The 22,349-nt window shown below is 71.4% G+C and carries 21 protein-coding genes and 2 pseudogenes; 13 read left to right on the forward strand and 10 right to left on the reverse strand.

Annotated elements, in window-relative coordinates; all coding sequences use genetic code 11:
* Positions 1 to 35: 35 nt before the first annotated feature.
* Positions 36 to 668 carry a dihydrofolate reductase family protein gene (locus tag AC5L3C_RS36755; RefSeq protein WP_493653486.1) on the reverse strand — a complete coding sequence of 211 codons (633 nt, stop codon included), beginning with the start codon at positions 666 to 668 and terminating at the stop codon, positions 36 to 38.
* Positions 669 to 834: 166 nt separating this feature from the next.
* Between AC5L3C_RS36755 and AC5L3C_RS36760 the strand changes: the two genes are divergently transcribed.
* Together AC5L3C_RS36760 and AC5L3C_RS36765 are read left to right on the forward strand one after the other, a co-directional pair.
* Positions 835 to 1,296: a MarR family winged helix-turn-helix transcriptional regulator gene (locus tag AC5L3C_RS36760; RefSeq protein WP_493653487.1), complete on the forward strand. Its 462-nt coding sequence runs from the start codon at positions 835 to 837 to the stop codon at positions 1,294 to 1,296.
* 194 nt (positions 1,297 to 1,490) lie between these two features.
* Positions 1,491 to 2,309 (forward strand): SAM-dependent methyltransferase, encoded by an 819-nt coding sequence (locus tag AC5L3C_RS36765; protein WP_493653489.1) that lies wholly within the window; start codon positions 1,491 to 1,493, stop codon positions 2,307 to 2,309.
* Between the two features lie 19 nt (positions 2,310 to 2,328).
* On the opposite strand, the gene AC5L3C_RS36770 is transcribed toward AC5L3C_RS36765, so the two are convergent.
* Positions 2,329 to 2,931 carry a YdeI/OmpD-associated family protein gene (locus AC5L3C_RS36770; protein ID WP_493653491.1) on the reverse strand — a complete coding sequence of 201 codons (603 nt, stop codon included), beginning with the start codon at positions 2,929 to 2,931 and terminating at the stop codon, positions 2,329 to 2,331.
* A 158-nt stretch (positions 2,932 to 3,089) separates the two neighbouring features.
* Between AC5L3C_RS36770 and AC5L3C_RS36775 the strand changes: the two genes are divergently transcribed.
* Positions 3,090 to 4,916 (forward strand): glycoside hydrolase family 3 protein, encoded by a 1,827-nt coding sequence (locus AC5L3C_RS36775; protein WP_493653492.1) that lies wholly within the window; start codon positions 3,090 to 3,092, stop codon positions 4,914 to 4,916.
* 33 nt (positions 4,917 to 4,949) lie between these two features.
* Here AC5L3C_RS36775 and AC5L3C_RS36780 read toward each other — a convergent pair whose 3' ends face one another.
* On the reverse strand, positions 4,950 to 5,432 hold the full coding sequence (locus AC5L3C_RS36780; protein WP_493653494.1) for an Asp23/Gls24 family envelope stress response protein: 483 nt from the start codon (positions 5,430 to 5,432) through the stop codon (positions 4,950 to 4,952).
* A gap of 143 nt (positions 5,433 to 5,575) precedes the next feature.
* Positions 5,576 to 5,830: a hypothetical protein gene (locus AC5L3C_RS36785; protein WP_493653495.1), complete on the reverse strand. Its 255-nt coding sequence runs from the start codon at positions 5,828 to 5,830 to the stop codon at positions 5,576 to 5,578.
* Between the two features lie 94 nt (positions 5,831 to 5,924).
* Between AC5L3C_RS36785 and AC5L3C_RS36790 the strand changes: the two are divergent.
* A pseudogene (locus tag AC5L3C_RS36790) lies at positions 5,925 to 6,699 on the forward strand (SDR family NAD(P)-dependent oxidoreductase).
* A gap of 141 nt (positions 6,700 to 6,840) precedes the next feature.
* On the opposite strand, the gene AC5L3C_RS36795 reads toward AC5L3C_RS36790, so the two are convergent.
* The gene (locus tag AC5L3C_RS36795; protein ID WP_493653496.1) at positions 6,841 to 7,767 is read right to left on the reverse strand and encodes a sporulation protein; all 927 of its coding nucleotides are present in this window, start codon (positions 7,765 to 7,767) and stop codon (positions 6,841 to 6,843) included.
* Positions 7,768 to 7,913: 146 nt separating this feature from the next.
* Here AC5L3C_RS36795 and AC5L3C_RS36800 point away from each other — a divergent pair.
* Together AC5L3C_RS36800 and AC5L3C_RS36805 are read left to right on the forward strand one after the other, a co-directional pair.
* Positions 7,914 to 8,087 (forward strand): annotated as a pseudogene (locus AC5L3C_RS36800) (VOC family protein); the annotation flags it as partial.
* 156 nt (positions 8,088 to 8,243) lie between these two features.
* Positions 8,244 to 8,705, forward strand: coding sequence for a hypothetical protein (locus AC5L3C_RS36805; protein WP_493653497.1), 462 nt, complete (start codon positions 8,244 to 8,246; stop codon positions 8,703 to 8,705).
* Between the two features lie 24 nt (positions 8,706 to 8,729).
* Here AC5L3C_RS36805 and AC5L3C_RS36810 read toward each other — a convergent pair whose 3' ends face one another.
* Entirely contained in the window at positions 8,730 to 9,155 is a 426-nt protein-coding gene (locus AC5L3C_RS36810) for a Rid family hydrolase (protein ID WP_493653498.1), read from the reverse strand.
* A gap of 151 nt (positions 9,156 to 9,306) precedes the next feature.
* On the opposite strand from AC5L3C_RS36810, the gene AC5L3C_RS36815 reads away from it, so the two are divergent.
* The gene (locus AC5L3C_RS36815; protein WP_493654188.1) at positions 9,307 to 9,816 is read left to right on the forward strand and encodes a MarR family winged helix-turn-helix transcriptional regulator; all 510 of its coding nucleotides are present in this window, start codon (positions 9,307 to 9,309) and stop codon (positions 9,814 to 9,816) included.
* Between the two features lie 16 nt (positions 9,817 to 9,832).
* Here the strand turns inward: AC5L3C_RS36815 and AC5L3C_RS36820 are convergent, their stop codons facing one another.
* On the reverse strand, positions 9,833 to 10,411 hold the full coding sequence (locus AC5L3C_RS36820) for a Dps family protein (RefSeq protein WP_493653499.1): 579 nt from the start codon (positions 10,409 to 10,411) through the stop codon (positions 9,833 to 9,835).
* A gap of 241 nt (positions 10,412 to 10,652) precedes the next feature.
* On the opposite strand from AC5L3C_RS36820, the gene AC5L3C_RS36825 reads away from it, so the two are divergent.
* Positions 10,653 to 11,531: an ABC transporter substrate-binding protein gene (locus tag AC5L3C_RS36825; protein WP_493653500.1), complete on the forward strand. Its 879-nt coding sequence runs from the start codon at positions 10,653 to 10,655 to the stop codon at positions 11,529 to 11,531.
* A 33-nt stretch (positions 11,532 to 11,564) separates the two neighbouring features.
* On the opposite strand, the gene AC5L3C_RS36830 is transcribed toward AC5L3C_RS36825, so the two are convergent.
* Together AC5L3C_RS36830 and AC5L3C_RS36835 are read right to left on the reverse strand one after the other, a co-directional pair.
* Positions 11,565 to 14,345: a SpoIIE family protein phosphatase gene (locus AC5L3C_RS36830; RefSeq protein WP_493653501.1), complete on the reverse strand. Its 2,781-nt coding sequence runs from the start codon at positions 14,343 to 14,345 to the stop codon at positions 11,565 to 11,567.
* Between the two features lie 31 nt (positions 14,346 to 14,376).
* Positions 14,377 to 17,325, reverse strand: a complete 2,949-nt coding sequence (locus tag AC5L3C_RS36835; protein ID WP_493653502.1) for an nSTAND1 domain-containing NTPase — start codon at positions 17,323 to 17,325, stop codon at positions 14,377 to 14,379.
* A 150-nt stretch (positions 17,326 to 17,475) separates the two neighbouring features.
* Between AC5L3C_RS36835 and AC5L3C_RS36840 the strand changes: the two genes are divergently transcribed.
* The 4 genes from AC5L3C_RS36840 (at position 17,476) to AC5L3C_RS36855 (ending at position 20,595) form a co-directional block, all read left to right on the forward strand.
* Positions 17,476 to 17,916 carry a peptidase inhibitor family I36 protein gene (locus tag AC5L3C_RS36840; protein ID WP_493653503.1) on the forward strand — a complete coding sequence of 147 codons (441 nt, stop codon included), beginning with the start codon at positions 17,476 to 17,478 and terminating at the stop codon, positions 17,914 to 17,916.
* Positions 17,917 to 18,170: 254 nt separating this feature from the next.
* Positions 18,171 to 19,046 carry a hypothetical protein gene (locus AC5L3C_RS36845; RefSeq protein WP_493653504.1) on the forward strand — a complete coding sequence of 292 codons (876 nt, stop codon included), beginning with the start codon at positions 18,171 to 18,173 and terminating at the stop codon, positions 19,044 to 19,046.
* A 167-nt stretch (positions 19,047 to 19,213) separates the two neighbouring features.
* Positions 19,214 to 19,606 carry an ester cyclase gene (locus tag AC5L3C_RS36850; protein ID WP_125509796.1) on the forward strand — a complete coding sequence of 131 codons (393 nt, stop codon included), beginning with the start codon at positions 19,214 to 19,216 and terminating at the stop codon, positions 19,604 to 19,606.
* Positions 19,607 to 19,716: 110 nt separating this feature from the next.
* The gene (locus AC5L3C_RS36855) at positions 19,717 to 20,595 is read left to right on the forward strand and encodes an alpha/beta fold hydrolase (RefSeq protein WP_493653505.1); all 879 of its coding nucleotides are present in this window, start codon (positions 19,717 to 19,719) and stop codon (positions 20,593 to 20,595) included.
* Here the strand turns inward: AC5L3C_RS36855 and AC5L3C_RS36860 are convergent.
* Positions 20,529 to 21,452, reverse strand: coding sequence for an alpha/beta fold hydrolase (locus tag AC5L3C_RS36860; RefSeq protein WP_493653507.1), 924 nt, complete (start codon positions 21,450 to 21,452; stop codon positions 20,529 to 20,531). The two genes, AC5L3C_RS36855 and AC5L3C_RS36860, sit on opposite strands and share 67 nt — an antisense overlap.
* A gap of 91 nt (positions 21,453 to 21,543) precedes the next feature.
* Between AC5L3C_RS36860 and AC5L3C_RS36865 the strand changes: the two genes are divergently transcribed.
* On the forward strand, positions 21,544 to 22,029 hold the full coding sequence (locus AC5L3C_RS36865) for a MarR family winged helix-turn-helix transcriptional regulator (RefSeq protein ID WP_493653509.1): 486 nt from the start codon (positions 21,544 to 21,546) through the stop codon (positions 22,027 to 22,029).
* Positions 22,030 to 22,349: the final 320 nt, after the last annotated feature.

A 22,349-nucleotide genomic window follows, 5' to 3' on the forward strand; every position in this document is an offset into this window, starting at 1 on the left:
ACGTCGTATCGGTGAAGGGGCACGCCCTCGCGGGCTCAGGGCGTGTCCGTCTCGTACTCCGGGCGACCGGTGGTGCGGTAGGTCTGGATCGTCAGCCCTTTCGGCGTGGACCGCAGATCGACCAGTTCGAGTCCCAGGTCCGGGCCGGTGGCGGGGAAGAGCCGCGTGCCCTGCCCGACGACCACGGGATAGGTGAGCAGCACCAGTTCGTCCACCAGTCGGTGGCCGAGCAGCCAGCGGATCAGGGTGCCGCTGCCCCAGACCTGCGTCTCGCCGCCCGGCGCGGCCCTCAGCTCCTCGACGGCGCCGGCGATGTCACCGGACAATACGACGGTCCCCGGCCATCGCGTATCGGTGAGCGTGTTCGAAACGACGTACTTCGGCCGCCTGTTCAACGCCTCGCCGACGGGGTTCCCCGGATCCATGCCCGCACCCCAGGAGCCGGCGAAGATCTCATAGGTCCGCCGGCCGAACAGGAACGCGTCGGCGCGCTGGAAGGTCCCGGAGATGAGGGCCGAGGCCGCGTCGTCGAGGAGCGGCGGGGCCCATCCGAAACGCTCGAATCCGCCGCCGCCCTCCGCGTCCGGCGCCCCTGTTCCGATGTCGATCCGCCGATGCCCCTCTGTCACTCCGTCGAGGGAGACGTTCGTGACGGTCGTCAGTTTCATGATCCAGTCCTCTTTCCGCTGCCGGCGTCGTAGGTACGACCGGACGCGGGCGCCGATCTCATCGGTCGCGGTGACCGGCTTCTGCGTCGGCTCGTCGGCACGACGTGCTCCTGCGGCCCGGACCGGTCCTTGTCCGGCCAACTTTTCCCAGGAGTACGATCACGGCATGCGAGAACACGCCACGGAGCGGGCCGCGCCCCTCAGGGCACGGCCGGTCAGCCACGCGATCCTCCGGGTGGCCCGGCTGCACAAGGCGCTCGCGGGCCGGCTGCTGCGGGAGAGCGGGCTGCGTCCGGGGCAGGAACTCGTGCTGATGGTGCTGTGGGACCAGGGGCCGCAGCGGCAGGTCGACCTCGTGACGGCCGTCGATTCGGACGCCCCGACGATGACGCGCAGCATCTCCCGGATGGAGAAGGCCGGCCTCGTGCGGCGCCGCCCCTCACCCACGGACGGGCGCGCGGTGATCGTCGAGGCGACCGAGGCGAGCCTGGCGCTGCGGGACAAGGTGGACGACGCGTGGGCGGAGCTGGAGCGCCTGACCACCACGAGCCTCAGCGCCGCCCGGCAGCGCGAGATCCTGGCCGATCTCGCCCTGCTGGAATCCGTACTGACCCGAGCGGACAGCTGAGCCCGGCTCGCACCACGGAGGGCACGAGGACCTCCTCTCTGCGGTCGAGGGAGCGGAGCGTCCTCGACGAAGCCGTCGGCACCGGGGGCGGGGGCACCGACCGGGTGACCGCGGAGGGCTCCGCCCACGGCACTTGCGGTTGTTTGTCACCGAAGTCGTGGTCAACAAGCCAAAGCGCAGGGAAGAATGACGCCATGAAGGAAGACGGCTCGTCCATCGATTCCACCAAACCGAGTATCGCCCGCGTGTACGACTATCTGCTGGGCGGCAAGGACAACTACGCGGTGGACCGCCAGGTCGGTGACGTCTTCAAACGCGACCTTCCCGGTTCGGTGGCGATCGCCTTCGCGAATCGCGCGGCCCTGATCCGGGCGATCCGGACGATCGCGACGACCACCGACGTGCGGCAGTTCATCGATCTGGGCAGCGGTCTCCCGACCGCCGACAACGTCCACCAGGTCGCGCAGCAGCACGACCCGGCGTCCCGGGTCGTCTACGTCGACACCGACCCCCAGGTGCTGGTCCACGGCCGCGCGCTGCTCGAGGAGAACGAGGGCACCCGCATCGTCCCCGTCGACGTCCGCGAACCCGAGCGGATCCGTACGCACCCCGACACGCAGAAGCTCATCGAGTTCGACCGCCCGGTGGCCGTCATATTCAGCGCCATCCTGCACCATGTGAACGACGACGAGGACCCGGCCGGAATCGTCCGGTACTGGCGCGACCACGTGCCGTCCGGCAGCTACTTCTTCATCAGCCACTTCCGTTCGGGCAACAACCCGGAGACCGCGGAGGCCGAGAAGGTCCTCCAGGAGACCTTCGGCCGCGGCCGGTGGCGCTCGGACGAGGAGATCGCGGCCCTGCTGGACGGCCTGGAACTGCTCGACCCGGGCATAGTTCCCGCACCCCTGTGGCGTCCTGACGCGGTGGACAGCCCTTTCACCGGAGACGGCGGGCGCGAACTCACCGTCTGGGAGCGCCTCATCGCCGCCGGTCTGGCGCGCAAACCCTGAACTGCTGACGACCAGGGCCTCAGGGCCCGCCGTCCGGATCGCGCCGCCCCGCCCGCCGGCCCTCGGCCAGGGCGCGTACCGCCCGCTCCAGCCGCGTCCGCCGGGTCTGCGGCGTGGTGGCCTGGAGCAGCGGGAGCATCACGAGGTAGCGGGTGGTCCGGTCGAGCGCGTCGAACGCCGCACGGGCCGCCGGGTCCGCGGCGAGCGCCGCGGCCAGGTCGTCCGGGACGACGGCCGTCGCCTGCGACGCGTACGCGCGGTCCCAGCGGCCGTCCTCCTGCGCCCGCCGGACCTCGGCGAGGCCGGGCTCGCGCATCCGGCCCGCCGCCGCCAGCGCCGCGACCTTCTCGACGTTCACCCGCGACCACAGGCTCCTGGGCCGTCGCGGTCCGTACTTCTGCAGGTAGTGCCGGTCGTCCGAGCCGCGGCGCTGTCCCGAGATCCACCCCCAGCACAACCCCACGTCGACCAGTTCGTCACCCGTGACCGACGGGATTCCCGACCCCTTCTTCGCCACCTTGACCCACACGCCCTCGCGGCGGGTGTGGTGCTCGGCGAGCCATGCGTCAAAGGCCGCCGCATCAGGGAACGAGACGACTTCCACCCCGTTGATCTCTTCCATGGACGTCAGGCTAGGGGAGCCAGGCCCTCTTTGTCCGGACCAATTTTGTCTAGACCTCTTGTCGCGCCTGTCATGTGCAGGTTAGTTTCGCGCTGTACTGAGTACTGCGCTCTTCCTTCGACTTCCTTGATGAGCAAGGCTGGAAGGAGCATGTCCGCATGCAGGACCGGAGTCTGTCCAGGCGCACCGTTCTCGCCACCGCGACCGGAGTCGCCGCGGGCGCGACGGGCGTCGTGGGCGTCACGGCCACCCCCGCGGTCGCACACCGGCGGGACCGGCGACTCAAGAGGATCATCTCGCGCATGAGCGTCGAGGCGAAGATCGGCCAGCTGTTCGTGCCGTACTTCTACGGAGCTTCGGCGACTTCTCCCAGCCAGTACGACCAGGAACGCAACCTCAGGGAACTCGGCGTCCGCACCGTGGCCGAACTCATCGCCAAGTACCACATCGGCGGTGTCATCTACTTCCACGGCTGGACGAACAACATCCACGATCCCCGGCAGATCGCCGACCTGACCAACGGCGTGCAGCGGGCCTCGCTCGGCCTGCCCACCCCCATCCCGTCGCTGATCTCCATCGACCAGGAACACGGGGTCAACGTCCGCATCGGCAGCGGCGCCACCCAGCTGCCCGCCGCCATGGCGCTCGGCGCGGGCCGTTCGCTGTCCGACGCACACACCGCGGGATGGATATCGGGCACCGAACTCGCCGCCCTGGGCATCCATCAGAACTTCGCCCCGGTCGCCGACGTGAACGTCAACCCGGCCAACCCCGTCATCAACGTCCGCTCCTTCGGCGCCGACCCCCGCGCCGTGGCGCGCATGGTGGCGGCCCAGGTGAGCGGCTACCAGCGGTCCGGCGTCGTGGCCTGCGCCAAGCACTTCCCGGGCCACGGGGACACCGGGGAGGACAGCCACACCGGACTGCCCGTGATCACCCACAGCCGTGAGGAGTGGGAGCGCATCGACGCCCCGCCCTTCCGCGCCGCGATCGCCGCGGGCGTCGACTCGATCATGACGGCCCACCTCCAGGTCCCCGCGCTCGACCCCAGCAACGACCCGGCCACCCTGTCGCCCGCGATCCTCCAGGGCGTGCTGCGCGGCGAACTCGGCTTCGACGGCGTGATCGTCACCGATGCCCTCAACATGACCGGCGTGCGCACCAAGTACGGCGACGACCGCGTGCCCGTCCTCGCCCTCAAGGCCGGTGCCGACCAACTGCTGTTCCCGCCGGACATCGCCGTCGCCTACAACGGCGTCCTGGCCGCCGTGCGCAGCGGGGAGATCACCGAGTCCCGGCTCGAGGAGTCGGTCCTGCGCATCCTCCGGATCAAGGACAAGGCGGGCCTACTCGACGGCAGCCCCTACGTCTCCCGCAGGGAGGCCGACCGGGTCGTCGGCGCCCGCGGACACCGGCGCGCCGCCGCCCGGATCGCCGAGCGCACCACCACCCTCCTGGTCAACGAGGACGAGACGCTCCCGCTGCGCCGCAGGCAGCGCAAGCTGCTCGTGGTCGGCGCCGCCCCGGCCTTCCCGACCGACGAGACCCGAACCACCGTGCCCGAACTGGCCCGGGCCTTCGACGAACTGGGCTACCGCACCACCCACCTCGCCACCGGCCGGGCCCCCGACGCGGCGGCGATCGACGCGGCCGTGGCCGCGGCACGGGGACGCGATGCCGTGGTGGTCACCACCGAGAACGTCGACGCGACCAGCACTCAGCGCACCCTGGTCTCCCGGCTGCTCGCCACGGGCGTCCCGGTCGTCCACCTCGCGGTGCGCAACCCCTACGACATCGCCCACCTCGACGGCGTCCCGGCCTCCCTGGCCTGCTACTGCTGGACCGAGGCCGAACTGCGCGCCGCCGCGCGGGTGATCGCCGGCCGGGTCGACCCGCGCGGCCGACTGCCCGTGCCCGTCCAGCGGGCCGACGACCCGGCCAAGGTCCTCTTCCGCACCGGGCACGGCCTGTCGTACGACGGCTGACGAGCGGGCCGGGGCGTGCGCGGGGGCGGCCGATCAGGCCACGCGCCGCTCGTCCTGCTCCGGCTCCTCCTCGTCCGGCAGGTGGACATCGTTCACCGCGATGTTCACCTCCACGACTTCCAGACCGGTCATCCGCTCCACGGCCTCGACGACATTGGCCCGGACGTCCCCGGCGGTGTCCGTGATCGACGCGCCGTACTCGATGACCACCTGCAGGTCGACGGCCGCCTGGCGTTCGCCGACCTCCACGCCGACTCCCTGGGTGACGCTGGTTCCGCGACCGGGCACGCGTTCACGTACCGCGCCCAGCGCCCGTGCCGCTCCGCCGCCGAGGTTGTGGACCTCGGGGATCTCGCGGGCGGCCATGCCCGCGATCTTCGCGACGACGGCGTCGGCCACGGTGGTGGTCCCGCGCTGACCCGGCGGGGTCGCGGCCCCCTTGCGCCCCCGCTGAGATGTTTCGTTCTCGGACCGGGATTTCGCCTCCGTGTCGAAGCGGTGCGCGGTTTCGGCCATGACGGTCACCTCCGCGGTCGTCGGGGCGTCTGTACTGGGTCTCGTCCCTCTACCCACCCTAAGCGGAAGTGGCACAAGGGACTAACGCTGACGAAAGGGTGCAGCGGAAACGAGCCGGGCGCGGTGTCCTGCGGGGTCGGCCGTCATCGACCGGCCGGCCCCGCGGGTGGCGCGGCCGGCTGGATGCCCAGAAGGGTCCGGAAGGACTGTTCCACCTTGCGGACCAGTGCGCCCGCGTCGTCTCCGGCGAGGCGCCAGGCCGTTTGGTAGCAGCCGAGAGCGGTCTCGGCCGCGAGCACGGCGGTGGCCCGCGGCGCGCCGAGGGCAGCGAGGTGCTCCTCCAGCAGGCCGGCGTAGTGCCGGATCTTGCGGGCGTGACGGTCGGTGAGTGCCCGCACGGGACTGGACCCCGCAGGCGGCATGTGTTCCCTGTACACGGGGACAGCCGACGACCCGCAACAGCCCGACACCACGAAGGAGCAGAGCCCCACGATGGACCAGCCCGCACGACGTCCCGGTGCCCGCTACCACGGCCGTACGGCGGTGGTGACCGGAGCGGCCTCAGGCATCGGAGCCGCCACGGCGGAGCGCCTCGCGCAGGAAGGAGCCGCCGTGGTACTCGCCGACGTCGCCTCGGCGGCCGGCGAGGCCGTCGCCGCCCGGATCACCGGCGCCGGCGGCCGGGCGGCGTTCGTCCCCGCCGACGTCTCCGCCGAGGCCTACTGGGATCGCGTGGTGACTGCCGCCCACCGTTTCGGCCCGGTGGACCTCCTGGTCGGCAACGCCTGCGCCGTGGAGGTCGCGCCCGCCCACGAGCTGACCGCCGCCTCCTGGCAGCGGCAGTTCGACGTCAATGTCACCGGCAGCTTCCTCAGGTTTCCGCGCCGTCCTGCCCGACCTGCGCGAACGACGCGGCGCGGTGGTGCTGACCTCCTCCGTCCAGGCGCACGCCGGTATTCCCGGCCACCCCGCCTACGCCGCCTCCAAGGGGGCGCTGCTCTCCCTGTGCGGACAACTCGCCGTGGAGTACGGGCCGGAGGTGCGCGTCAACGCCGTCCTGCCGGGACCGGTCCGCACACCGGCGTGGGACAGTGTCCCGCCCGACGAACGCGACCGCAGAGCCGCCGCGACCGCGGCCCGCCACTTCGGCACGCCCGGGGAGGTGGCCTCAGCCATCGCCTTCCTCGGCAGCGACGACGCCTCGTTCATCACCGGCTCGCACCTCCTGGTCGACGGCGGCTGGAGCGTCGTCACGGCCTCCGCATGACGACCACCGTCCGCCCTCCGCAGCAGAGAGGCTCACCGCCCCTGCCCGACACGGCGGAGCGGGAACGCCTGTCCGGCCTGCCGGACGGCGCCTGGGCGGCCCTCACCACGGCGTGAGGGCCCCCACCGACAGGGCCGGCTGTCAGCCCTCGTCCTCCTCGTCCCCTTCGAAGAAGTCCCCGATCTCGTCGACGACTTCGGCGGCGACCATGCCGCCGGCGACACCGACCGCCAGTCCGGCCGCGCCCGCGGCGAGGGCGGCGCCCGCCCCGGGGCCGGAACCGTGGTGGTGCGCGTGCGAGGCCCGCTGCTCGGTCAGCCGGTGCATCCACTCGTCGATCTCGGCGTTCCAGTCACGGGAGTCGTCGTGGCCGACGGTGATCGTCGTCAGCGCGTCGTGGCCGCCGCTGAAGGGGCCGCCGCGCTTGTCGGCCTCCAGGACGATCTCCATGCCGCCCGGGTGCGCGAGGAAGGTCACCTCGATCTCCCGCATCCGGTCCGCGTACCGCGGCGGCGGGGTCAGCTCGATCTCCTGGTAGAAGGGCAGCTGCTGCCCGGTGCCGCCGATGCGCCCATACTCCAGATCGGCCGACGCGAAGCCGAAGCCGAGCTGACCGAACGCCTCCAGGATCGCCTCCTGCACGGGCAGCGGGCCCACGGCCAGCGGGTCGAGGTCGCCCTTGTCCCGGGCGCCGGCCACCGACAGCTCGGTGCGCACACCGAGGACGATGCCCAGCTGCTGGCCGTACAGCTCGGTCATCGGCGTCTCCCAGGGCAGCACCACGCTGAACGGCACGCTGTGCCGCTCGCCCTCGGCAAGGCGGAAGCCGCCCCCGACGGTGAACCGCTCGAAGGCGAGACCCCCCTGGCTCTCGCCCTCCTCGTGCTCGACCTCCACCCGGGCGACGAGTTCCAGGGTGATGTGCTCGATGTCGAAGGCGGTGCTGCCGCCCTCGAGATGGACCTGGCCGGTGAGCGCCGCGCCGGGCCGGACCGGGCCCGGGTCGAGGACCGTGTCGACGGTGGGGCCGCCCACACCGAGCGAGCCGAGCAGTCGTTTGAACACCATGGTGGCGTCCACTCCTTGAAGGTGCGTGTGTTCTACAAGCCAGTAGAAGCATAGAGGGACCGGGGCCGCCCGGGAGCACTGTCCGAACGGGCAGCGAAGCGGTCATATGACCCTGAAATCACGGGAGTTCGGTAGCGTGCGCTGCCATGGCGATCCTGCAGATGCACAACGTGGGCGTCGTCGTCGAGGACCTGGATGCGGCCATCGCGTTCTTCGTGGAACTCGGCATGGAGCTGGAGGCCAGGATGGAGGTGCGGGACGCCTTCGCCGACCGGGTCACCGGACTCGACGGCGTCCACTGCGACACCGCCGTGCGGCGGCGGTGAGGGCGGCGACGGAACACAGTGGTACGCACATGACCTCCAAGCCCGGGAATCCGTCAGGAGGTTGACCGCCCCTCTCGCCGCTCCTCAAGCGGCTATGGGGTTCGGACGTGTGCGAGACCGTGTACGTCCAGGTCAACAGGGGGAACCGCGATGACCACAGCACCGCCCGCACCGCCGGACACCGACGCGGCCGCCTTCGTGGCGGCGCTCCGACGCCTGAAGGCGTGGTCGGGTCTCAGCTACCGCCAACTGGAACGCCGCGCGGCGCGGGCGGGTCACCACCTGCCCTACTCCACGGCGGCGACCATGCTCGGCCGGGACCGGCTGCCCCGCGAGGAGCTGGTCGCCGCGTTCGTCGCCGCCTGCGGGGTGGGGGAGGAGGAGGCGGAGGCGTGGCTGGACGCGCGGCTGACCCTCGCCGGGGGAGGGCCGCCGCCCGCCGAGCCCCCGGCCGTGACACGGAACTCCGGCCGCCGGCGGACTCGTTGGGTGCTCGCGGTGGCCGCGGTGCTCGTCACGGCGCTCCTCGGCGGGGCGTCGGCGGCCGGCGTCCTCACCGACGACACCGAGGTGGAGCGGACGGACACGTCGCTGCATCTGCCGCGTTCGTGAGGACGTCCGCCGGTACGGCGGGCTTCAGTTCCCCGAGCCGACCACGGCGGTGACGCGTATCTCCACACGCATGTCGGCGAGGCCGAGGACCGTGACTCCGGTCTCGGTCCAGATCGGCGCGCGTCCGCCCAGGCGACGGCGGAACTGCTCGGCCATGACCCGGTTGTGGTTCTCGCCGATGGCGTCGTCCCCCGGAGCGACCTTGTGGTAGGAGTTCACGTGGATCACGTCCTTCCACGTCGCGCCGACCGTGGCGAGGGTGCGCTCGACGTTGTCGAAGGCGAGGACGATCTCGTCCTCGAGGGAGTCGGGGACGACCAGGTCGTCGTCCACCCCGGCCTGGCCGGAGGTCTCGACCCGGTCGCCGACCCGGACGGCCCCGCTGTAGCCGAGGGCCTGGTGCAGCTTCTCGCCGGAGCCCGGGGCGATACCGAAAGTGACCGTGCTCATGATGTTCCTCTTCCCGTGCATGGGGGTGCGTGTCGCCCTTGAATGACTTCACGCGTAAAGTGAGGCTAACAAGCGATCACTTCAAGCGCAAAGTCATGGCGGGTTTCCGCGGAAGCGACGGGGACGATCCATGAGCAGCACGGGTGAGGTCATGAGCAGCAAGGGAGAGGCCATGAACGGCAAGGGTGAACACGAGGGCGACGAGGAGGTGCAGTGGCTCGACGAACAGGAGAAGGCCGCGTGGACGGGGCTGATCTCCCTCGTCCTGCTGCTGCCCGGCAAGCTGGAGTCGCCGCTGCGCCAGGAACACGGCCTCACCCTGTTCGAGTACCTCGTGCTCAGCCACCTCTCCGAGGCGCCGCGGCGCACCCTGCGGATGGGGGAGCTCGCCTTCCTCGCCAGTGGTTCGCTCTCCCGCCTGTCCAACGTCGTCAAACGCTGTGAACAGCGGGGCTGGATCAAGCGGTCACCCGACCCGGCCGACGGCCGCTACACGCTCGCCGCGCTCACCGACACCGGCTTCGATGTCGTCGACCGGGCGGCGCCCACGCATCTGCGCGCGGTACGGCAGATCGTGCTCGACGCGCTCAGCACCACCGACCAGAAGGCCCTCACCCGTATCGCGGACAAGCTCCGCATCGTCCCCGACGACTTCCGCTGACCGCCCCCCGGCCCGGTCAGGGCTGGTCGCGCGCCTGGTCGGCGGCCCGCTCGGCGGCGTCGCTCTCCGAGGTGGCGCCCCGGGTGCTGAGCCTGCCTCCGGTGGACTCCAGGTGCGCGCGCACGAACCACTGGAACAGCTCCAGCCCCCGCAGCTGCTCGATGAGCATGTCCTGGGTGACCGGGTCGGACGCCTCGGTGGCCTGCATGGCCTCGCGGTGATCCTTGATCACGCCCGTGTAGACGAGGTCCAGGGCCCCGAGATGCTCGATGGCCTCGGCCAGGCCGATGGAGTAGTCGTCCCACGAGCGCTCGGCGACCAGCGCACCGGGCGTTCCCTTGGGCTCGCCGCCCAGGGTGGAGATCCGCTCGGCGAGGTCGTCGGTCATCGACCGCACCTGATCGACCTGCGGGTCGAGCATCTCGTGGACCGCGATGAAGTGCGGGCCGACGACGTTCCAGTGGATGTGCTTCAACGTCAGATGAAGATCGTTGAGCGCGTGCAGGCGGGTCTGCAGCAACTCCACGATCCGGCTGCTGTCCTGCCTGCTCAGTCCCGGCACGGTGTACGAGAGGTCGGAACCCTGTGAGGGCACGGCGTCACTCCTCAGATCGTCATACGCGGTCCTGAGACACCCCAGCAGGCCCCGGGCCGTCCGTCGTGGGGCCGCGCCCGACCGCCCCGCGACTGTCACCGGAGCGGAGCACCGGGCCCCCGTCCGGGGGTGCGCAGGCCGGTTCCCGCGCCGCCCGGCCGTGCCCTGCGGCTCCGGCAGCCGTACGGTTCGGGATGATTTATGGTGACTCAAGGAGTGTGTCCCTACCGGAGGTGCAATGATGCGCGCCGCGGCAGCCATCGTCTCCACGGCTGTCAGCATGGCGCTCGTCCTCGTCGCCTCGGCCTGCGACCAGGGGGATTCGCAGTCGTCGGACGTCAAGTACGGTGACTGCCCGGTCTCCGGGACCTACGGGGAGTTCGACCTGTCGCCCGAGACACCGGGCACCCTTACGGTCAAGACGACCCTGCCCGCGCCCGGCTGGTGGAACGGTGACACACCGGACTCCGTCAGGAGCGGCTACGAGTACTGCATGGCGGCCAACATCGCCTACCGGTCCGGTCTCGACCGGGTGGCGGTGAAGAACGCCCCCTTCCCGGACGTCGTGTCCGGCCGCACCGACGACTTCGACCTGGCCCTGGCGCAGATCACGATCACCCCGGAACGGAAGAAGGTCGCCGACTTCTCCCCGCCCTACCTCTCCTCCACCCTGGGACTGCTGATCAGGGACGGCGAGGACATCGACGAGAACAACATCCGCGGCGCCCGCATCGGAGTGGCCGAGGGCACCACGGGCGAGGAGTTCGTCGAGAACCGCATCAGGCCGTTCCGGCCCGTGACCGCGTTCGCCAATGACCCGGACATGGTCGAGGCGCTGGAGGAGGGGCGGATCGACGCGGTCATCCACGACACGACGATCCTGCTGGCGTATCCGCAGAAGATGGAGGACAAGGTGCGCCTCGTGGGCCAGTACCGGACCGGCCAGAGCTACGGCGCCCTGTATCCGAAGGGTTCGGCCGAGAGGGAGGAGCTGGACCGCGTCATCCGGCAGCTGATCGACGACGGGACGCTCACCAAACTGTCGGCCGTCTACCTCGGGGCGGCCTTCGGTCAGGACCCCGTCAAGATTCCGTACCTCGAGGTCGACGACGGCTCCTGACCGCGCACACGACTCCCCGGGGCCCGCACCGCCTCACAGGTCCGCCATCAGCAGTTCGCCCAGGTCCTCGGGGTCGCCGGAGTCGAGCGACTGCTCGGCCCAGATGATCTTGCCTCGGTCGGTGTACCGGGTGCCCCAGCGGCGTGACAGCTGCGCCACGAGGAACAGGCCGCGGCCCCCTTCGTCGGTGGTGGCCGCGCGGCGCAGGTGCGGAGAGGTACTCGTGCCGTCGCTGACCTCGCAGATCAGACTGTCGCCGTCGCGCAGCAGCCGCAGGCCGATGGGGCTCGCTCCGTAGCGGATGGCGTTCGTGACCAGTTCGCTGAGGATCAGCTCCGTCGTGAAGGCCACCTCGCCGAGCCCCCACGACTCCAGCATCTCGCTGGCCTCGGCGCGGATCCGGGACACGGCGGCGGGGTCCTCCGGCACCTCCCACTCACCGACCTGCCCCGGGTCGAGCAGCCGGGTGCGGGCGACGAGCAGGGCGATGTCGTCGCTGGCCCCGACGCGCAGCATCGCGTCCAGCACCGCCCGGCAGGTCTCGTCCGGGGTGGCGCCGTCCGTACGGGCCAGCGCCTCCCTCAGCATGCCGAGCCCGACGTCGATGTCCCGGCCCCGGGCCTCGACCAGCCCGTCGGTGTAGAGCACCAGCCGGCTGCCGGCGGCCAGCCGCAGTTCGGCGGTCTCCACCGGCAGCCCTCCTCCCACGCCGAGCGGCGGGGCCACGGGGATGTCGGGGAAGGTCACCGTGCCGTCCGGGGTCACCAGCGCCGGCCCCGGATGGCCCGCCCGGGCCAGCACACACCGCCCGGACACCGGGTCGTAGACGGCGTACAGGCAGGTGGCGCCGGTGACGGTCTCGGTGTTCCCCTCGGCCGCCGCGTCCTGGTCGATCCGGGCGATCAGGTCGTCCAGATGCGCGAGGAGTTCGTCCGGCGACAGGTCCAGGGAGGCGAAGTTGTGCACCGCGGTCCTCAGCCGGCCCATCGTCGCCGCGGCGTGCAGCCCGTGCCCGACGACGTCGCCGACCACCAGGGCCGCCCGGGCCCCCGGCAGCGCGATGACGTCGTACCAGTCGCCGCCCACGCCCGCCTGAGCGGGAAGGTACCGGTGCCCGACCTCCAGGGCGGACAGTTCGGGGAGCGTGCCGGGCAGCAGGCTGCGCTGGAGGGTGACCGCCGTGGTGTGCTCGCGGGTGTAGCGGCGCGCGTTGTCGATGCACACCGCCGCCCGGGCGGCGAGTTCCTCGGCGGGGGAGAGGTCGTCCGTCTCGAAGGGGTCCTGCTCCGAGCGCCAGAACTCCACCACGCCCAGCAACTGGCCGCGCGCCTGGAGCGGCACCGAGATCATGGAGTGGATCCCGTACTCGATGACCTTCCGTGTCTGCTCCGGGTCCTGGGCGCGCCACTCGTCGGCCATGGCCAGGTGCGGCACCAGGACCGGCCGGCCGGTGGTCATCCCCACGGACACGGGACTGTCGGGCACGTAGTGCAGCGTCGTCCCGACGGGGTTGAGGGGCGCCTCGTCCCGGATCCCTCCGGAGGCGATGCGGCGCATCTCCATGCGCGCCCCCGTCGGTTCCCCGCCCTCCAGTACCGGCTCGACCAGTTCGACCGTGGCGAAGTCGGCGAAGCGCGGCACCGCCACCTCGGTCAGCTCCTCGGCGGTGCGCTTCATGTCCAGGGTGGTGCCGATCCGCGTGCTGGCCTCGTACAGCAGTTGCAGGCGCCCGCCCGCCACCTCCGCCCGGCCCGCGAGGGCGCGCAGCTCCGTGGTGTCCCGCAGGGTGGCCACGACGCCTCCCTTCGGGCCCACCGGCCGCAGACTGACCGCGAGCAGGAGGTCCCCGGCGAGGAACACCTTGTCCGTGACCGCCCGGCCCGACGTCAGCAGCCCGACCAGGGCCGGGCTCAGCCCGAGCGCGGTGACCGGCCCGCCCTCGGCCTGCTCCGGCAGGACGAGCAGCCGGCGTGCCTCGTCGTTGGCCAGCAGCAGCCTTCCGTCCCCGTCCAGGATGAGCACGCCCTCGCGGACCGCGTGCAGCACCGCGTCGTGATGCTCGTACATCCGGGTCATCTCCACCGGCAGCAACCCCCGGGTCTGCCGCCGCAGACGCCCGCTGACCAGGGCCGACCCGCCCGCGGCCAGCAGCAGTGCGACACCGCCGGCGGCGAAGATCACCGGTAGCTGGTGGTCCACCACACTGGTCACCTTGTCCACCGTGACCCCCACCGTGACCAGGCCGACCGCGGTCCCCTCCCGGTCGAAGACCGCCACCGTCGAGTCGACGGCCTTCCCCAGGCTGCTGTCGAACGTGGTCTGGTAGGGCTCACCCTCGAGCGCCTCGCCGTACGAGGCGGAGACGTGCTTCCCGATCTGCTCCGGGTCGGGGTGGGTCCAGCGGAAGCCGTACGGACTCAGCGCCACGACGTAGTCGACACCGGTCTCCTTGCGTACCTCCTCGGCATGGGGCTGGAGCGCCGCGGTCGGGTCGTCGCTGCGCATCGCCTCCGCGGTGCCCGGTGCTCTCGCGAAGGACTCGGCCACCACCAGCGACCGGTCGCCGGCCTCCTGGAGCACGGTGTTGCGGTCCTGGATCACGAGTGCCACCACCGCCGTCGCGATGAGCAGCAGTACGACCGCCAGTTGCAGCAGGAAGACCTGACCGGCGACGCTGCGCGGCCTCAGCAGGGACGACAGATGCCGGTCGGCGGAACGGCGACGTGCCTGAGGGCCGGCTTGCGCCGTCCCGGCCTTCGGCGGTACCCGTTCGCCCCGTCGACGCTTCGGGGCGTATTGCCGAAGTTTGCCCATTTGTCCAGTATCAGCGACCGGCGCGCCGACCTCAGGTGCGGCGCGGACACGGCGGGGCGTAGTCGAGGCGGGGGAAGTGGCGGGACCATGCGTCGCGGTCGATGGCGGTCCGGACGCGGTCGCAGGCGTCGGCGAGCGCCCGGTCCAGGTCGGTGTACCAGATCTGGACGCTGTAGTGGGCCGTCACGGTGAGGAACGTCCCGTCCGCCGCGAGGGGGCGCACCTCCTTCACCGTCCCGCGCGGGTTGGTGAGGTGGGCCAGGTGGGCGGGGCGCGCGCGGTCGGTCACGTCCCAGACGTGCACCGAGCTGTCCACGCCGACGGTCACCGCCGTGCGGCCGTGCGGGGCGAAGGCCACGCCGGTGACGATGTCGGTGTGTGCGGCCAGCTCGCCCAGTTCCCGGTGCCGGGGAAGGGCGCTGATGTCCCACAGCTTCGCCGTACGGTCGTCGCTGCCGCTCAGCAGCGTACGGCCGTCCGGGCTGAAGGCGAGCGCGTCCACGAAGTGGCGATGGCCCTCGAGGACGGTGACGGGGGAGGCGTGGCGCGGGTCGGTCACGTCCCAGACGCGGACGTCGCCGTCGTCGGCGCCCGAGGCCAGGGTCCTCCCGTCGGGACTGAAGGCCACGGGTTTGACGTTGCCCTCGTGCCCGGTGAGCGTGTCCAGGAGCCGGGGGCGGGCCGGGTCGGCGATGTCCCACAGACGGACGGTGTCGTCGTAGCTGCTGGTGGCGGCGATGTGGCCGTCGCGGCGCACGGCGATCGAGTAGAGCGGGCCGGTGTGACCCGTGGGCCGTTCCGCCAGCAGGACCGGACTGCGCGGATCCGTCACGTCCCACAGCCGCAGCACGCGGTCGACGCCCGTCCCGGCCAGCTTGGCACCGTCCCCGGTGAACTCGATCGCGTTGAGGGTGACGCCGTCCGCGTCGAGGGAGCCGAGCCGGCGGGGCAGCAGCGGATCGCTCATGTCCCACAGGACGACGCGCGAACCGTCGGCCATGGCCAGGGTGCGGCCGTCGGCCGTCAGCGCCGGTGCGTGCCCGGCAGGGGTGTGCTCGGCGGGTGCCTGCCCGGCCGGCCGGGACCCGAGCGTCCCGGAACCCGCCGACGCCACGGACAGCGTGCTGAGCAGGGCGTCCCGGGTACGGCCCTGCGGGGACTGCTGATACGCGGCGAGGGCGATCTGCACCGCCAGGGACGGACTGTGCTGACTGAGCCGCACGGACTCGGCGGCGGCCCGCAGCGCCACGGCCTCGTTGCGCTGCCGCGTGACGGTCTCCTGCGCCCGTACGGCGAAACCGGCGGCGGTCACCGCGCAGACCAGCAGCACGACCAGCGCCCCGGCCAGACGGCGCAGACGGCGCAGCCGGTCGCGGTCCCGCTGCTGTTCCTGCCGGGCGGCCGCTTCACCGGCGTCGAGGAAGGCACGCTCCCGGGCGGTCAGCACCTGCGGCGGAAGCTCCCTCGCGGCGGCGAGGCGCGCCCCGCGGTAGACGGTGTCCGGGTCGTGGTCCATCGACTCCCAGAGCGCCGTCGCCTCGGTGAGGGCACGGTGCAGGCGCTCCTGGCCGCGGTCCTCCTCCAGCCAGCCGGCGAGCCGGGGCCAGCACCGGATCAGCGCCTCGTGGGCGATCTCCACATGGTCCCCGTCGGCGGTCAGCAGCCTCGCCCTGGTCGCCTGTTCGAGTACGAACCGGGTGTCGGGGCCGTTGTCGAGTTCCCGGCGCGGCACACGGCGCTTGGTGTCCTCGGTGCCCTCGCCCAGCGCGACGAGCCGCACGAACAGCCGCCGCGCGACCTCCTTCCCGGACTCGCCCAAGGCTGCGTACAGCTCTTCGGCGGTCTGGGTGAGCGCGCCCTCGAAGCCGCCCGCCGTGCGGTAACCGGTCAGCGTGAGCGCGTTGCCCCGCCGCCGCTTCCAGGTCTCCAGCAGGGCGTGCGACAGCAGGGGCAGCGCCCCGGGCCTGCCGTGGGCGTCGGCCGTGAGGGCGGTCAGCAGCGCACTCTCCACGGTGAGCCGGCAGCGGGCGGCGGGGCGCACGATCACGGCCCGCAGCTCCTCGGCGGTCATCGGACCGACGGAGTGGTGGGCACGGGGCAGGGCTTCGGCGAGCTGGGGCAGCCGGGTGCAGTGCGTGTAGAAGTCGGACCGTACGGCGAGGGCGACGCGCGCGCGGCTGTCGGGCGCCTGCGCGGCGTGCACGAGAGCCGCGACGAACCGCTCCCGCTCCCGCACGTCGCGGCAGAGGGTGAACACTTCCTCGAACTGATCGACGACCACGAGCAGTTCCTCGGGCCCGGGGCCGGGGTCCTGCCGCCCGGCGAGGACCCGCCGCACCATCCGGTGGAAGGCGTCCGGCTCCGCCGCGAGTCCGGCGTGTACCGGGGCGGGCGCACAGCCGGCGCGGGCCGCCAGCCGTGACCCGCATTCCTCCAGCGGGTGCGCACCCGGTGTGAAAACCAGAGCGGAACCCTCGGGAAAGGCGGGAATCACCCCGGCGCGCAGCACCGACGACTTACCGGACCCGGACGCCCCGAACAAGACGAGAAGCCGCTTTTCCTTCAGATGTTCGACAAGGGCCCCGGTGAGTTTCTCGCGCCCGAAGAAGAATCCGGCATCGGCCTCCCCGAAGGCGAACAGACCGGCATAAGGAGGCTTGGCGCCGCCCTTGTTCCCCTGCTCCGTTCCGTCCCCGGCCGACGCGTCCGCACCGCTGCACGCATCGGCCGTCCGCTGCCAGATCACCTTCCATTCCCGCTCGTCACCCCCGCACGCGCGCACATAGGCGAGAGTGACGGCCAGGCTGGGGAGCTGACGTCCCGCCGCGGCCGAGGACAGCGTCGCGATCCCGTAGTGCGCCCGCTGTGCGAGGTCCCGGTAGGTGGGACGGCCGGCCTCCTCCCGCAGTTTCCGTAAACGCGCCGCGAATTCGAACAGAGGACCGCCGTCCGGGTCCAGAGGAATCTCTCCCCGTGGCACGCACCGCCCCTTTCCCCACGGCCCGCCGGATTGTTCGGCATCCGTTTGTTCACCGTCGGCCGACCGGACCTGAACAACAGATTAGCGGCTACAAACGGTGCATCAGGTCCGGCCATCAGGACCGGACAACGAACGGAAATGAGGAATCCCATGAGGAACCCCGTGTCGATGCGCAAGCGCGCGATCGGGGCGCTGCTCGCCTCGGTCGCCCTGACCACCGTCACCCTGGCCGCGGCCGGCTCCACGCACGCGGAGACGCCGGCGGCCCGGCACCGGGCGACGACGGTCGAATCGGCCACGGGCACCGCCGAGGCGGCCGCCCTGCCGTACTGCGCGCCCAACAGGATCTGCGTGTGGTCGGAGCCCCACTACCAGGGCACGCGCTACGACTGGAGCCCGGACCAGGGCAATGTCTTCCTCGGCCCGCACGGGCTCGCCGACAAGGTCGCCTCGTTCGTCTCCACGGCCAGGGGCTGCTTCGAGGACGCGCCGCCGCCGCAGCCGGGTGAGAGGCGCGAGGTCAACCCGGGCGACCACAGCTCGGACTACCTCTTCGGCCGCAAGGTGGACCGGATCAAGCCGGCCTGCTGAAGTCCGGCCTGCTGACAGCGGCAGGCACCACACGGGCACCGACGTGCGCGGCCCGGTCCGCGCACGTCGCCGCCCGCAGCACCGGGTGCCCGTCCTCACCCGACCCGTGGGGACGGGCCCCGGCAACTCGGCTGACCGGGCCCGGCGCCGACGACCCGTGGGGACGGAGCCCGACGGCCGTTCGGCCTGGGACGACGACCCCCACGCGCTGCCGTCCCGTCAGAAGTCCTCTCCCGCACGAAAGGAACACCACCATGTCCACGTCCGCCTTCACCCACCACACCTCCCGGCGCTCCACGACACTGCGCCGACTGCTGCCGGCGCTCGCCCTGACCTGCCTCGCCGCGGGCGGAGTCGCGGCGCCCGACCGCGCGGCGGCCGCGGCACCGGCGCCCAGCGGCGCCACGCCCGGGCAGGCCGCCGCGTCCTTCCCCACCTGGGGGACACGCTGGGTCGTCCACGCCACGCCCGACATCGGCTCGCCCTCCGTCGGCCTGATCAACCGCACCGCCGCCGGCCAGGACCGGATCACGGCCGACTACCAGGTCGACACCGGCCGCCGGGTCTGCGAGGGCAGCGCCTGCTCCGCCTTCATGGCCCACATCACCCGGCCCGTCACCGGCTTCCTCACCGTCGTCGCGGTGGACATCCCCGAGGACCGGCTGCCGGGCGTCCCCGTGCAGGCCTGGAACCCCGATCCCCAGCCCGCCTCACGGCAGCGGACCCTGGAGCGCGCCGCGATCTGGCTCACGGCGAACAACGGGCGCCCGGTGCCCTACTCCCAGGGGGACCACTGGAGCGACGGCTACCGGCAGGACTGCTCCGGGTACGCCTCCATGGCGCTGGGCCTGCCCGCCCCCGGCACCAACACCAAGGGGCTGGCGGACCGCAGGCACACCCGCCCCATCGCCATGAACGAGCTGAAGCCCGGCGACCTCGTCATCGACGCCATCGGCGACAGGAACACCCGGCACGTCGTCATCTTCGAGAAGTGGAACGACGCCGCCCACCGCTCCTACACGGCCTACGAACAGCGCAGCACGTACGGCACCAGCCACCGCACGGTGACGTACGGCCTGAAGGCGGGCAGCGAGTACAAGGCCTACCGCCCACTCCAGTACGGCGACTGACACCGGACCCGCCCGCAGGCCGCGTGGTACTCGCGGTCCTCAGGTCCGGGAAGGTTCTGGGCCGTCGCTGTCTGCGTTCCTAGCGTCGTCGGCGAGTCGAGCGGGGCACCGGCCCCGCTGCTCCCCTCGGTCCCCGCACGGGGACCGTTGACCATAAGGAGATCCCGATGACCGACTCCGGCCTCAAGGACTGGTACCTGCGCTATGTGGCGGCGCTCAACGCCCATGAGTTCGACGGCATGGACGAGTTCATCGCCGATGACGTGGTGCTGAACGGCGATCCGGGCACCCGCGACGACGTGATCGCGGTCCAGAAGCACGACATCGACGCCGTGCCGGACCTCCACTGGGAGGTCAAGGAGCTGCTGTTCGACCGGGACCGGATCGCCGTGCGGGCGGTCAACACCGGCACCCCGGTCAAGGAGTGGCTCGGCGTTCCTCCCTCCGGCGTCTCTTTCGAGATCACCGAGTACGCCATCTACAAGGTCAAGGGCGGCCGCTTCGTACAGATGACGGCGCTGCACGACTCGTCCGACCTGTTGCGGCAGCTGGCCGCCTGACGCCGCAGCCGACACCATGCCTAACCCCTTTCCTTGGCTTGACAGGTTACAGGAAATGCTGTCGACTTACCCCTGTAGGTAACCACTCAATGTCAAGTAAGGGGTTAGGTATGAGGGAGACTCGGCACCAGTACGCCACCGTGCAGGGGCATCGCATCTTCTACCGGGAGGCCGGCCCCCGGGACGCTCCGGCCGTCGTGCTCCTGCACGGATTCCCCACCAGTTCGCGCATGTTCCGCCGGCTGATCCCCGCGCTCGCCGACCGGTTCCGCGTCATCGCTCCCGACCACCTGGGCTTCGGTCGCTCCGACACTCCGGCGGCGGACCGGTTCCCGTACACGTTCGACGCGCTCACGGACATCACGGAGGCGTTCCTGGCCGGGCTGGGAGTCACCGACTACGCCCTCTACGTCCAGGACTACGGCGCCCCCATCGGCTGGCGGCTCGCGCTGCGCAACCCCCGGGCCGTCACGGCCGTGATCACCCAGAACGGCAACGCCTACGAGGACGGCTTCGTGCCGGAGTTCTGGGAACCCGTCTGGGCCTACGCGAAGGATCCCGGACCCGGGACGGAGCCGGCCGCACGCCACGGGCTCAGCCTGGAAGCCATCCGCTGGCAGTACCTCCACGGCGTGGACCACCCCGAACTGGTCGACCCCGACCTCTGGACCGCCGATCACCGCGACGTCAGCCGCCCCGGCAACGACCTCGCGCAACTGTCCCTCTTCCGGGACTACGCCACCAACCGGCCCCTCTACCCGCAGGTGCACGCGTACTTCCGTGAGCGCCGGGTGCCGCTCCTGGCGGTCTGGGGCGCCGAGGACCCCATCTTCGGCCCGGACGGAGCGCGGGCCTTCGCGCGGGACCTGCCGGACGCCGAGATCCATCTGGTGTCCGGAGGCGGCCACTTCCTCCTGGAGACTCACCTGGAGACGGTGTCCGACCGCATGCGGGACTTCCTGCCCCGTACGTTGTCGAGTTCGCTGTAGAACGCGAGGAGGATGTCGGCGAGGCGGTCCGGCGCCTCCATGGCCGCGTAGTGCCCGATACCGTCGAGTGACACGGCGCGCACGTCCGTGGCGACCTGTTGCATGGTCGCGGAGGTGAACGCTCCCGAGCCGCCTCCGACGGCGAGCACGGGCACCTTGAGCCCTCTCCCCGCCAGTTCGCGGATCTCCTCGGCTTCCGTGAGTAGTGAGCGGTACAGCCCGGAGGCTCCGGCGAAGCCGTCCGGTCGCGCGTAGCAGCGGGTGATCTCGTCGATGTCACCCGTTTCGAAGGCGTCGCCGGTCGCGTTGAGGGAGGGGATCGCGTACTCGGCGATGAAGGCGCGCTCGCGGCCCGCCAGCAGCATGTCCGGGATTCCGGGCGCGGCGAGGACGCCGATGTGCCAGGCCCCGCCATGGGTGACATCGGCGAGCGCCTCGAGGCCGAAGCCGGGCAGGCCGGTTTCGATCGCCGTGTAGCTGCGGACGAGTCCGGGGTGCGTGGCGGCGACCCGGAAGGTCGTGGGGCCGCTGAGGTCCTGTCCCGTCAGATGGACCGGGCCGAGGGCCAAGTGCTCGACGAGCGCGCGCACGTCGTCCGCCGCGGTCGCGCTGTCGTGCTCCGCCGTGGCGGTGGCGGAGTCGCCGAAACCTCGCAGGTCGACGGCGAAGACACGGTGCCGACCGCTCAGCAGGGGGATCAGCTTGTGGAACACCCACCAGGTTTCCGGGAAACCGTGCACCAACAGCACGGGCGACCCGGTCGCTCCCGCGGAGACGTAGTGAAGCTCGGTGCCGTTCACGCGGACGCGGTGGTGATCGAGGCCGGGAAGGGTGGCGCCGCCGGGGCTGACGTTCATGGTTCTTCTCCACACAGTTGGACAACCAGGTTGCCCACCTTAATAGTGGACAACCTGGTTGTCCATATGTGCTCCCGTTATGATCCGCCCCATGGCCGCATCCCCGGGCGCTGAACTGGCACTGCTCCTGCTCACCGGTTTCCACTCGATGACCGACGAGGTGATCGCCGAACTGGCGAAGCGGGGTCATGACAGCGTCCGGCCCGTCCACGAGTTCGCCCTCCGGGCCATCGACGCGGGGGCGGAAACCGCATCCGACCTGGGCCGTCGGATGGACGTCTCCAAGCAGGCGGCCGCGAAGACGATCGCCGCGCTGCAGCGGCTGGAGTACGTGGTCCGGGAGACCGACCCGGACGACGCACGCCGCAAGAGGCTTCGGGTGACACCCCGTGGCCACGAGATGATGGCGCTCGGCGGAGAACTCTTCGACCGGGTGCGCGACCGCTGGGCGGCGCAGATCGGGGCCCGCCGGCTCAAGGACCTGGAATCCGACCTGGCCCGGCTGACCGGGCGCCCGCCCGCCGGCACCGACGCACTGGCCCGGCTCGACGACGGTCGGCCCCCGGAACCCGAGTGACCCCGCGCGACCCGAGCCACCGGGGCGCGACGTCACCGGCCGCTACAGCAGGTTCTCCACAGCGATGTTCCACCAGTGCCTGAACTCGCCCCCGACGCGATCCTGCATGCCGGCCGGGGTCTCTCCGGGCCGGATGTTGATCTGCAGGGAGAAGAACACGCAGGGTCCTTGAAGGCTCGCGTTCGTGTGGATCTCCGAACACCACAATTCAGTACCCCAGTACCGATCCAGGGCTCGAAGGGCGGGTTCCTTCGTCGCTCGGACCAACTGGTCCATGACCTCGCGGGACACCGTTGCGTCGCTCTCCGAGTCGCCCAGTT

Source organism: Streptomyces speibonae (genome assembly GCF_984686075.1).